12 protein-coding genes and 1 pseudogene are annotated in these 11,442 nt (G+C 32.9%); 10 read left to right on the plus strand and 3 right to left on the minus strand.

Annotated elements, in window-relative coordinates; all coding sequences use genetic code 11:
• Positions 1–31: 31 nt before the first annotated feature.
• The 6 genes from ATE84_RS24985 to ATE84_RS25005 all read left to right on the plus strand — a co-directional run bounded on the left by ATE84_RS24985 (position 32) and on the right by ATE84_RS25005 (position 5,109).
• Positions 32–949, plus strand: a complete 918-nt coding sequence (locus ATE84_RS24985; RefSeq protein WP_101450492.1) for a tyrosine-type recombinase/integrase — start codon at positions 32–34, stop codon at positions 947–949.
• Complete coding sequence (locus ATE84_RS24990) at positions 946–1,836, plus strand: tyrosine-type recombinase/integrase (RefSeq protein WP_101450493.1); 891 nt, start codon at positions 946–948, stop codon at positions 1,834–1,836. Before ATE84_RS24985 ends, ATE84_RS24990 begins: the two co-directional genes overlap by 4 nt.
• Positions 1,837–1,920: 84 nt before the next feature.
• On the plus strand, positions 1,921–2,100 hold the full coding sequence (locus ATE84_RS24995; protein WP_101450494.1) for a hypothetical protein: 180 nt from the start codon (positions 1,921–1,923) through the stop codon (positions 2,098–2,100).
• 81 nt (positions 2,101–2,181) lie between these two features.
• On the plus strand, positions 2,182–2,703 hold the full coding sequence (locus ATE84_RS25000) for an ORF6N domain-containing protein (RefSeq protein ID WP_101450495.1): 522 nt from the start codon (positions 2,182–2,184) through the stop codon (positions 2,701–2,703).
• A gap of 647 nt (positions 2,704–3,350) precedes the next feature.
• Entirely contained in the window at positions 3,351–3,524 is a 174-nt protein-coding gene (locus tag ATE84_RS26415; protein WP_158237334.1) for a hypothetical protein, read from the plus strand.
• Positions 3,525–4,077: 553 nt separating this feature from the next.
• Complete coding sequence (locus ATE84_RS25005; protein ID WP_158237335.1) at positions 4,078–5,109, plus strand: RHS repeat domain-containing protein; 1,032 nt, start codon at positions 4,078–4,080, stop codon at positions 5,107–5,109.
• Here the strand turns inward: ATE84_RS25005 and ATE84_RS25010 are convergent, their stop codons facing one another.
• A complete protein-coding gene (locus ATE84_RS25010; protein WP_101447696.1) occupies positions 5,110–6,003 on the minus strand; it encodes an IS1595 family transposase in 894 nt (297 codons plus the stop codon).
• A 76-nt stretch (positions 6,004–6,079) separates the two neighbouring features.
• Between ATE84_RS25010 and ATE84_RS26845 the strand changes: the two are divergent.
• From ATE84_RS26845 to ATE84_RS25020, 3 genes and pseudogenes are all read left to right on the plus strand, one after another.
• Positions 6,080–6,283, plus strand: a pseudogene (locus ATE84_RS26845) (hypothetical protein); the annotation flags it as partial.
• Positions 6,284–6,310: 27 nt separating this feature from the next.
• Positions 6,311–6,436: a hypothetical protein gene (locus tag ATE84_RS26850; protein WP_369828559.1), complete on the plus strand. Its 126-nt coding sequence runs from the start codon at positions 6,311–6,313 to the stop codon at positions 6,434–6,436.
• A gap of 20 nt (positions 6,437–6,456) precedes the next feature.
• Positions 6,457–6,822, plus strand: a complete 366-nt coding sequence (locus ATE84_RS25020) for a hypothetical protein (RefSeq protein WP_101450498.1) — start codon at positions 6,457–6,459, stop codon at positions 6,820–6,822.
• A gap of 567 nt (positions 6,823–7,389) precedes the next feature.
• On the opposite strand, the gene ATE84_RS26760 is transcribed toward ATE84_RS25020, so the two are convergent.
• Together ATE84_RS26760 and ATE84_RS25025 are read right to left on the minus strand one after the other, a co-directional pair.
• Entirely contained in the window at positions 7,390–7,524 is a 135-nt protein-coding gene (locus tag ATE84_RS26760; protein ID WP_255412046.1) for a hypothetical protein, read from the minus strand.
• A gap of 375 nt (positions 7,525–7,899) precedes the next feature.
• Positions 7,900–9,987: a tetratricopeptide repeat protein gene (locus ATE84_RS25025; RefSeq protein WP_101450499.1), complete on the minus strand. Its 2,088-nt coding sequence runs from the start codon at positions 9,985–9,987 to the stop codon at positions 7,900–7,902.
• Between the two features lie 573 nt (positions 9,988–10,560).
• On the opposite strand from ATE84_RS25025, the gene ATE84_RS25030 reads away from it, so the two are divergent.
• Positions 10,561–11,367, plus strand: a complete 807-nt coding sequence (locus ATE84_RS25030) for a glycosyltransferase (RefSeq protein ID WP_101450500.1) — start codon at positions 10,561–10,563, stop codon at positions 11,365–11,367.
• Positions 11,368–11,442 lie beyond the last annotated feature (75 nt).

Raw genomic sequence — 11,442 nt, forward strand, 5'->3', positions numbered from 1 at the left:
TCGCCACAAACCTTTAAAAAACACATACCGTATGAAAAAATTAAAGCTACAAAACGATAGCTACAAGATACTATTGTCTGATTTTGAACAATGGTTAGATATCTTAGGTTATAATGACAGGACAGTATATTATACCCCAATCTTTATGCGGGAGTTCTTCCACTGGTTAGAAACCCATGATATCCAACAGTTAGACCAGATCACTATCGATACCGTAAAAGCGTATTATAAATATTTAGGACAGCGCAGTAATCAACGTACTGGCGCAGGATTAAGCAAAGCCTATCTTAACAAACATCAAAATGCACTTAGAAAGTTTAGGGAATACCTAAAAAAGCATGGTGCAAAAACCTTTAAAATACATCTTCGACTAGAAAAGAAAGAAAGTGCCATAAAAGATATCCTTACTCAATCAGAGATCAAACAACTCTTTGCAGTGACCAGTTACAGCAGTAAGTATCAGCGTACCCGATTACGTGATAAAGCCATCCTTGTTATATTATACAGTTGCGGTTTACGTAGAAAAGAAGCCGTAAGTCTTGATATAGGTGACATCCTTTTTGATGCAGGGCGTGTGTTTGTCAGACAAGGAAAAAATTATAAAGAACGCTACGTACCGATCAATAAACACAACATACGAATCCTAGAAGATTATATCTATGAAGCACGACCCATGTATACTGGTAGTCATGCTACAGAAGCCCTATTTATCAATAAATACGGAAATCGTATGCACGGTCAGGATATGGGCAGAAGGTTACAACATTTACTAACCCTTGTAGATGATGAAATCTTAAGAGAGAAACATATTACTCCACATTGTTTACGGCATAGTATCGCAACACATTTATTACAACAAGGCATGAAGATCGAAGACATACAACAGTTTTTAGGGCATAGCTCTTTAAAATCTACACAGATATACACACACTTACTTGAATCATTATGAAAGATTATTACACATACTTAGAAGAACTACAACATAGTGAGCGAACCATCAAAACGAATCTTTACAATATTGATAAGTTCAAACAATGGTGCAAAACCAAACGTACCAAACCAGAGCATTTAACCTACAAACAATTACTCAACTACATCAATCACCTAAAAACTACCAACAAACCCGAAACCATCAATAGACATATCTGGGCAATCAAACATTATTGTACGTATCTGATAGAACAAGGGTATCGAACAGATAATATTGCAGAGGGTCTAAAGGTGAGAGGAGAGCGTAAAAAAGTGTTCCATAACTTGCTTACCAGTGATGAATTAGAAGATCTGTTTTACAGTTATGAAACTGATAAGATATGGAAGGATAATTTTTATTACAAAGCCACAGCAAAACGTAATAAGATAGTTGTAGGGTTATTAGTGTACCAGGGTTTATTGAGTAACAACTTTAAAGCTTTAGAAGTAGAACATGTAGACTTACGTAGGGGAACAATTTATATCTCAAGTACCCGACGCAATGCATGGCGAAAACTAGAGTTAAAACCTTGGCAAATTATAGAACTCAAGGAATACATAGAAGAAATACGTCCTATCCTACAAGATCATATAGGTACAAATGATGAAAAGCTGTTCCCTCTAAACACCCCACAGTTCAATACCATCTTACATCCAATCTTAAAAAAGCTAAAAACCTACAATCAAAAAGTCACTAACAATACTCATATCAGAGCAAGTGTTATTGTCAACTGGTTAGGGCAGTATAATATCAGAAAAGTACAGCAAATGGCAGGTCATAGACATATTAGTTCTACAGAATCCTACAAACAAGATAATCTGGAAAGCTTACACGAAGCTATCAACCAGTTCCACCCATTACATTAATTACTAATCTTTAAATATACACTTATGAAACCAAAACAAAACTGTATCAAAATCCCAATAACGCGACCTGATGAGTTCTTATATATGAAAAACTCCCTACTAGAAAATCTCTATTTATTAAGTCAGCTAGACGATAACTATGAACACAATAGAGGATTTAAAGATGCAGTCTACTGGATATCTAAAATATTAATAGCAAGTCACCTAGCAGAAGAGCGTGAAGTAATAACACAACAAAGTAAAGAAGCATCAAAGTTGTTATAAAAAAAAGAATAAACTTGATATTCCAATTTGGAATATCAAGTTTTAAAAATAGTAATTTTGCCAACGAAATAAGCACACAAAATGAGTAAGGAAATAACAATAACAGAAGAAGCCGTAATTAGTAAAATTTATATCATCAGAGATCAAAAAGTAATGTTAGATAGAGATTTATCAGAGCTTTACGATGTAACGACAGGTAATTTAAATAAAGCTGTAGGTAGGAATATAAAACGTTTTCCAGAAGATTTTATGTTTGAATTAACCAAAGAAGAATACGAAAACTTGAAGAGCCAGTTTGGCACCTCAAACTGGGGTGGAACTCGTAAAATGCCAAAAGTTTTTACAGAACAAGGAGTTGCAATGTTATCAGGAGTTTTACATAGTGATCGCGCAATTATGGTAAATATCCAAATAATGAGGGCATACTCTAAAATGAGAGAAATGCTAACCGATAATCTAAGTGTAAAACTAGAAATCGAAGAAATCAAAAAGAAGTTACTAAACCATAGTAAAAATATAGAACTGGTCTTTGACTATCTTGATGAACTACAAGAGAAAAAAGAAAACCCTAGACCTAAAATCAAAATCGGCTACAAAAAATAATCAAATAACTAAAAAGCTAAAAAGATAAAGCGCACTCAGACTTTAAAAGCTTTTAATAAATTTTAATAGCTACAAAAAAATTAAAAAGCTAAAAAAATACATACAGATCATTAACAGGCTCGAACCGATACGTTCGGGTTTTTTGTTGTCATAGATAAATAGCCAGGTGACTCCTTCCAGTCGAAATATTATTATGGGCTTAGCCAGAAAAAGGCTTTGCCCATAAGCTGCAATAAGGTGTTCCTTCGTCACGCCGCAAGCTATTTTTTGTTATTCCACAAGTGCAGAAAAAACACTTGTTCCATACCGCTCCAACTTCCTCACCTTCGGTCGGTAGTCTCCACTACAAACAAATAGCCTTGCTCTGTTCCTCTATCACTCGTAGCTACTTTTTTGCTTAAAAACAATAAGGTTGCCTAACGGCGTATGTTGAATTAAGCAAAACCGCTACTACATGGGCTACGCCGCTTAGTCGCAACCTAGCCAATTTTTATGTTGAAATTTATATCTGATAAAGAAGAACACATAAAAATCGTCTGGCACACAAAACCACTACGTTCCTTTTTGTGCGTCGGTTGCTCCACTACGCTTCGGCTACGCCTTTGTTCTGCGTTCGCCACGCAGGCATCTTCAATCGCCAGATGACTATGATAATTATTGAAGCTGAAGCACAACAACTACAGCCGTTGCCCTCTTCAGCTTCAATAATCATCGTTCTTACTGTTGCGGAAAACTATTTTAGTAAAAAGAGGAATGCGGTGGCTGATGTGGTAGGTCTTCCGCTTTTTATTAAAATACTAGCCTTAATGGCGACTGAATGACCCCACAACGCTTGAAATCAGGTCTACGACACGATTATATGTGTATAATACTATAATATCTCTCCTAAAAATAGCTTGTTAGAAGTCAAAATCTTCAATGATAGCAGCCTGTGTGTGGCTATTTTATATAAACCCTGTTATAGACCCTGACGTGAGGAAGTGCGGGTATAATAAGGATTATGTAACATAGCTTTGATCATGCGGCTGGCAATAGTAGTAACAAATACAGAATGCTGTAATGTAGGTACACTCTAAATTATTACTTTAGCATAGCAGACAGATAGATGATAGACAGAACGTTCTTATTTTTTGCTTAATAGCAGGGTAACCGCATGAAAAAAGGGTATACCGTTTAATTTTTTGCGTAACTGATTATACAGGTAATTATATCTATAAGAATGGTACACTAGAGTTCTTTAACACGTCCGAAGGCTATGTAGAGAAAGAAGCAGATGGGTATAAGTATGTATATCAATACAAAGACCATTTAGGCAATATCAGATTATCATACAAAGATGCGGATAAGAATGGTACAATCTCTCAAAGTGAGATTGTGCAAGAGAAGAACTACTATCCTTTTGGACTCGAACATAAAGGATATAACGATCTAATTAGAGGTAGTGATCATCAATATGATTATTTAGGTAAAGAACGCCAAGAGGATTTAGAAATAAATTGGGTGTCATTTAGATATAGAAATGGAGATCCATCTACAGGAAGATTTTTTGGTATTGATCCGGTTTCAGAAGAATATTTTACGATATCCAATTATCAGTTTGCTCATAATAACCCTGTTTGGAAAGTTGAATTAGAAGGGTTAGAAGGAGCATCTATCAACGTGCCAGATAAAATCAACAGTGAACCTGTAGCTAAACAAGGACTTGAGTTTAAATTTACTTTAGGATGGGGTAAAACAGTTGGTTTAGATGCTGAAGTATTAGGTGTTCCTATTTCTGGAATGAAAGATTGGGGAACTTCAAATACAGAAATTAGCTCATTAACAGGTGCAGAATTTAGTCAAACTTCAGGATTCAATATTGAATCTCCCATTATTTCATATTCGAAGGAAACAAAGTTGATTTATTCTGATCCTAATAAACTTACAGGATCTCTAAAAAATACAGATAATATTAAAATAGAAAAAGGAACTAAACTAGAAGGGAAAAAAGAAACAGAAACTAAATATGGGTTTATGTTTGGAACTGGAGTAGAAACCATTACAGAAAATGGCCAAATAGTATTTAATGAAGATGAAGAAATAACAGTAAGTACTCAAAGGGGAGGAAGTACACCTGGAGCGTTTCCTGGTCCATTTGATTTAAGTTTTGAAAAAGATAAAAATTCAAATTCAAAAAAAGAGAATAATGGAGAGTTTACTCTTTTGGGAGCGACAATTAATACTTGGGTAAGAATAGGATTTGAAGTAAATTATCACACAGGAGAAAGTTCTAACAAAAATAAAAGAACTACATATGTCCCTGTTTGCTTTACAGAAGGTACAAAAATAATGTTAGCAAATGGGCAAACCAAGAAGATAGAAAATATTAAACCTAAAGATTTAATAAAAACTTATAGAGGTCAGTAGTTAGTTACTTATTAATTCTTTGTGATATATTTTATCTCCTTGTACCATTTTTGTTATTAAGTTATTGAAGATCGTAGCTTTACTTTGAGATCTGTTTATCCTAAAACAAAACTCATTAAAATATCTATTGAGATTCTCATCACTTACCCAAGAATAGGTTGTCCTAATCCAAGATTTAACTTGGTGTATCATCGTATGAAGTGCTTTAAAATTCAATCCCCTATTACTGGGTAGTTGAGTTATATTGTATGCCTTTGAAATAGGTCTATATCCTCTCCATTGGTCAGTTGTGACATTAGCCTCTCGGCTAATATGATTAACAAATATGTATTGTAGTGATTGCGCTGAAAAATCATTTATTTTCATAGCGTACATCCTCTTAACTTTACCGTCTTCTGTAAGCTGAACCGCTGTTACAGCCTTCTTTTTCTTACCGTCATAGCTTCTGCCTGTTTTGCCTTGATCTCTACCACCCAAAACAAATTCGTCAACGTGAACATCACCATCCATTGGATTATTCCCACCTGAACCCATAGCCTCCCTAACTTTCAACATAAAAAGTCTGGCTGTCTTTTCTGTTACGCCATAGCGCACACCCATATAGCTTGCAGATAAACTTTTAGTGGTCGTGGACATCTCAAAGCAAATAAAAAATGCTTTTCTTACTCCAAACTTTACCTTATGGAAAAGTGTATTAGCAGTAGCCGATTCGATGTGACCACATATGTTACATTGCCTCGAAAAATCCTTACGAACTTGGCAAGCTGTATGATTACATCTCAAACACTTATAATCCATTTCTGACTTCATTGAAGCTAGGTATTCCTTGCAATCTTCATCGGTTTTGAACCGATCAGAGAACTCTAGAAGATTTTGACCCTTAAAAACATTCATAAAACTATATATTTATTGATCTCCAAGTTAAGTATTTATATACTGACCTCTAAAAACTTATAACGAAAAAGCATATAAAATAGAAAATAAAGAAGTTTTACTAACTCAAACATCAACAGATAGTGTATTTGTTGAAATAGAGTTTGAAGATGGAACGAAAAATATAAATACTGTAACTCATCCTTATTATATAAAGAATAAAGGTTGGAGTTCTTACAATAGTGAAAAAGCTATTGATGGACATAATGTAATTGTAGAAAAGTTAGAAGAAGGAGATATTTCTTATAAACTAAGTAAGGATAACAAAATGATAGAAGTAAAGATTATTAAAATTAAACAGATTTATAAAAAGCAAAAAATATATAATATATCTAGAGTAAAAGATAATCATAATTTTTTTGCAAACGGTATTTTAGTTCATAATAGATCATAGACAAAAATGTAATTAAAATTATGGAAAATTATTATTTAAGTAGAGGACTAGCATTTATGATAGATCTTTTTATTATTGGTTTAATAGCCGTACTTATAGGATTTTTGCCTATTACGAAAGAATTGGACAATATTATTTTTTATATTATACTCGTAGTTTGGTTTTTTAAGGATATTGTAAACAAGGATGGTTCAATAGGGAAAAATATTTTGGGGATAAAACTCAAATGCAATAACCCAAATTCAAGATTTATAATGGTTAATAAAGTATTAAGAAATATAACATTATTGATTTGGCCTATTGAAGCAATATTAGTGATTCTATTTAAAAAAAGAATTGGAGATTTTGTTTTTGGAACATATGTAGAAAAAAAACAGATAACTTAGGGGTATTCTAAGACTTATTAACAATAGATTAAAACCCTCCAAATTCTGACTAACGTCTCATAAGTGGGGTGATTAAAACAAATAGGCTGTCTAGCATTTAGGCAGTCTTTTTGTTTTAAGCATACTAGATTATGGTTACGTCCTACTATTCTTTATGCCTAGTTTTATGACATAGGGATCAAATAGGACATCCTTTGCGGTTTTATGCCTAATAATGGTGTATGTTTTGAGTGGATAGTTGTTATTTATCTGGCACTTTGAAAATAACGCTAACATCATAACTATTTACATTTATCCATTTTTCGACCTTCCAAAGTATAGTACAAATCTACACTTGTTTTTAGGATACGAACTAAAAGAAGTACTCCAAAGACGATTTTTACCGTGGTCGTAATAGTATCTGATTTTGATGTGTTGTTTATTAATGTATTCCCTGGCTGCTCCTAGCGTGTAATTGATCGCTACCGCTATGCCTCTTGGCTAGTGGCGATGATGAGTAGGGGTACGAGTAATAAATGAATGATATAAAATCCACAGCAGTAAAATGTTGTGGATTTTTTTATGCAGTTATGAAGCTAAATCTTGTACCGTTGTTTTAAAAATAAAACCATCAAGAAACTCCATTAAAAGCTTCTTCTTATCATCTGGCATTTTCTCAATCTTTTTGAACTGTAGTAGTAGCTTTTCATCCGTAATATTCAAGTTTGCTTTATCTTCAAGAGTTCCATTGATTAAATAATCTGGAGATACTTCTAGTGCTTGACAAATACGATTTAAAACTTCTGCAGATGGCTTGGCATCCCCGCTGCTCCTAGCGTGTCATTAATCGCTCCCGCTATGCCTCCTGGCTAGTGGCGATGATGAGTGAGGGGTACGAGTAAGAAATAAAAGTAAAGAACCAGTTACAGTGATGTAGCTGGTTTTTTCAACTTTTGCTTTTGCAAAAGTTGAAAAAATTAGATGCTTAAGACATAAATATAGGTTGTTGTTTTGAATCTATTTTGAAGTTTTATTGGCACGGATTACAACCCTGCACTATAAGGTATAGTTTTTTACATTATAAAAAAACCTTTCTTATTAATTTGACACATTGGTCTGTAATTGCATAATCTTTTTATCAAAAATCGGTTTACGTAAGAAATACCATTTTAGCCTAAAACCAAATTCTACATACTCAAAACCTGCTGCTGTAGCCGAAGCAATATTGCTATACTTACCATAAACATCTGCTTTAAAACGTTCTGAAAAACGGTATCCAAATTTTCCTTCTGCTCTAAACGTAGATGAACTCGGGTCATCTTCTACAAATTGTCGACCCAAAGCTGCACTTGCATTATAAAACCATTTTTTCTGCGGATCGCTAACCACTTCTGCAAATAACTCTCCCAAATTAAATCGTGCAGGACTAAAATAGATGGTAGGTACCTGATCCTTAAAAGAAAGATATTGATAATTAACACCCACTTTTAAGATCGGTCTTTGTAGTACTGTATAATACAAAGATGTAAAAAGTAGATTTCTGCTATTATCATCGGTTTGAGAAGTGTAAATATACTGGGTATACCATCCCAAATTAAAATTGGTACCAAGATTATAATTCAAAAAATAATTATTCATTACAATCTCTCGGTTCAATAAATCTGCATTAAAGTTTTGTAGCTCTCTTTTATATCCAACATCTAAGTTTTGAAGCCTAAAAGGCTTTGTTTTTAATATCGCCTCGGCAACCAATTCTGTATATTCGGTTGTAAATCCATTGGCATTAGTAATCCCTATTTTGGATTGTAAAGAAACTCTACCATTATACTTATACACTCCCCCTAACCAAAAATCATGAGAGCTAGCTTCATTTTTGGTTACCGTATTTTTGGTAGTCCTATAATCATATTGAATCTCTGATTTGAATTTGGCAGATAATGGAATCTCGGTCTTTACCGTAATATTTACTGCTTCATTATCTCCATTATCAAAAGTGAATGCTGTTTTTTCTTCTATAAAAGGCGTATGTGATTTTTTTAACGTCTTTATTAGTTTCTCGGCATCCTGTTGCTTTGGGTAATATGTTAACGTTTTAAAAGCATATGCATAGGATTTCATATCCTCTCCTACTGCTCTATATGCATTTGCTATTCCTAAATTACCATCAAAAGACCCTTGATCTTTGCCTAAAATCGCATTGTATTTTTGAAGACTGGTTTTAAAATTACTGGTATACATACCATAAGTAGCCTGTAAAGCCAGTACCCTTGGATGATCTGGATATAATTGCTGTAGTTGACCTATATTTTCTTTTCCTGCAGTAAATTTCCTGTTCCATAACAATGCTTGTATATATCGTTCTCGTGTAGATAGATAGAGCTCTTTATCTTCTTTAAATCTTTCTACTTTGTGCATTGCCATATCAGCAATAGTTAATGCTTTTTTCTCTTTATGTCTTTTATGAGCTACCAAAGCCAAGCCATTTAACGATACAATACTATCCTTAGAGTGTACTGCCAAAGCGGTATATGTCTTTTCTGCATTATCAAGATCATCTGTCATTAGATACAGATTCGCCTTATTTAGTTGAGTATCCTTATCATTAGGAAAATCAATCAGGTTTTGATCTAATAGTTCAATTGCTTCATTATATTTTTTGTCTTGTGCTATGGTATTGGCATACCCCAAACGAATATATTTGCGAGATAATAGAGCATTGGGGTTTCCTTTTTGTAGTTGTAATGCATTGTTAACTAACTTCAGTGCATTCTCATATTTTTTGAGATTAGAAAGTGTATTTGCATATCCCAGTACTGCAGGAAAGCTTGTGCTATCTTCTTCAATCAATTTTTCATAAAACGTTTCGGCTTCGGTAAATTGCTTATTCCAGAGTAGTGACTCGGCATAATTTAGTTTAATTTCAAAATCATTTGGATATTCTTTTTTTAGCGCCGTAAAAATTGATACTGATTCTTGTGAATCTCCAAGCAATCCCACCGATCTTCCATAACACAGACGTGCCGTTTTGTTATCAGGATATTGTTTTAGAATCGTATCAAAAAAAGACTTTGCCTTATCATATTTCCCGGTTTCTAAATAATCGAACCCTTCTTGCATATCCTGTGCAAATAAAAATGAAGATGAGAACAAAAATAAAAGGCTAATAAAAAATGACTTTATGTGCATTATTTTGTGTAATAGTTGATTAACATCGTTAAAGTAAGAATAACTAAAAAAACAGCAGTCAAAAACTTAATAAGTTTTATAAAAATAATACCTCTATCCAACATTTATTTAATAAAAAATGAGTCGACATTAACATAATTTTATAAAATCATGAATTGAAACAGGGGAAAAACCCCCTTTTTTTAACACTAAAATTATCAAAAAATCATCTTTTTCTTTAACATTTGTAGTATTTAACCTTCTTTTTATATATGAAAAATGTTAAAATTTCAATGAAAAATAACGATTAATCGATGAAATACACTGTTTTTGGTGTTTGCGTAAATATTTTGTGGTTTTACCGCAAATAAATTTCAAAAACACATATTACTTTTACAATGAGTTGATAACTAGTGTTTAGGATCAATTCGAGATTAAAGTAAATTCGTCAAAATGTAAAATAGTCTTCAAAAATCCCCAGAAGAACATTTAACATATTTTAAAAAGAGTAAAGGTCTAAAAAAATTAAAAGACCATTGAAGAAAATTAATACTTCTACTACCCCGGAAGTATGTCCCCAAAATCTAAAAAAAAATGACGAAAACTACCGGAATTATCATCCCATGCTATAATGAATATAATAGACTGGATCAGAAAAAGTTTTGCGATTTCTTAAGTAAAAATTCAAATTATCATCTATGTTTTGTAAATGATGGCAGTTCTGACGACACTTTAAAAATGTTATGTGAACTGAAAGAATTTGACACACAAAGGATATCGGTTCTTGATCTAGAACATAATCAAGGTAAAGCTACTGCAGTGCAAACAGGCGCTAATTATTTGGCAGATATAGATATTATCGAAAACATAGCTTTTCTTGATGCTGATCTTTCTACATCATTAGAAGAAATGGACAATCTCGTAAAGAAACTAAATAGCGACCCAAAGCTAACCATGGTTTTTGGTTCTAGAAAAGCAGCAGAATCAAACAACATTGACAGAAATATAATTAGAAAAATCTTATCTAATTTTGTTGGTTTCTTTATCCGATTTATTCTTCAGCTTCCTATCAAAGATACCCAGTGCGGAGCAAAAGTATTCAAGAAAAGTATTATTGAAAATGTATATAGTCAGCGATTTATTAGCCGATGGTTATTTGATATTGAAATCTTCCTTAGGTTGAAAAAGCATATAGGATTAAAAGATCTATTAAACTGTATTAGTGAAGAACCGCTAGATAGCTGGATTGAAGTAGAAGGCTCTAAAATAACATTAAAAGATTCTTTTCTTATTCCAATCAATCTATTGATGATCTGGCTTAGCTACTTCAGAATTAAAACACACAGTAAAAGTGCTTCAGACATTTTCAACCTTAAAACAGATTACTACATGGTAAGATAACTACTTTTCTTCTATAATAAATTTAAGTCAAAAATATATTCTAACTATCAAAAAACGTCTGTATTGATTTCGATA

This window comes from Aquimarina sp. MAR_2010_214, assembly GCF_002846555.1.
In the GTDB taxonomy this organism is placed as follows: Bacteria; Bacteroidota; Bacteroidia; order Flavobacteriales; family Flavobacteriaceae; genus Aquimarina.

Coding starts and splice junctions, on each gene's coding strand:
- ATE84_RS25020 (WP_101450498.1), top strand. CDS start 6,457: ATGGAAAATTATTATTTAAGTAGAGGACTAGCATTTATGATAGATCTT.
- ATE84_RS25000 (WP_101450495.1), top strand. CDS start 2,182: ATGAGTAAGGAAATAACAATAACAGAAGAAGCCGTAATTAGTAAAATT.
- ATE84_RS26415 (WP_158237334.1), top strand. CDS start 3,351: ATGATAATTATTGAAGCTGAAGCACAACAACTACAGCCGTTGCCCTCT.
- ATE84_RS25025 (WP_101450499.1), bottom strand. CDS start 9,987: ATGCACATAAAGTCATTTTTTATTAGCCTTTTATTTTTGTTCTCATCT.
- ATE84_RS25010 (WP_101447696.1), bottom strand. CDS start 6,003: ATGAATGTTTTTAAGGGTCAAAATCTTCTAGAGTTCTCTGATCGGTTC.
- ATE84_RS24990 (WP_101450493.1), top strand. CDS start 946: ATGAAAGATTATTACACATACTTAGAAGAACTACAACATAGTGAGCGA.
- ATE84_RS25030 (WP_101450500.1), top strand. CDS start 10,561: ATGACGAAAACTACCGGAATTATCATCCCATGCTATAATGAATATAAT.
- ATE84_RS24985 (WP_101450492.1), top strand. CDS start 32: ATGAAAAAATTAAAGCTACAAAACGATAGCTACAAGATACTATTGTCT.
- ATE84_RS26850 (WP_369828559.1), top strand. CDS start 6,311: ATGATAGAAGTAAAGATTATTAAAATTAAACAGATTTATAAAAAGCAA.
- ATE84_RS24995 (WP_101450494.1), top strand. CDS start 1,921: ATGAAAAACTCCCTACTAGAAAATCTCTATTTATTAAGTCAGCTAGAC.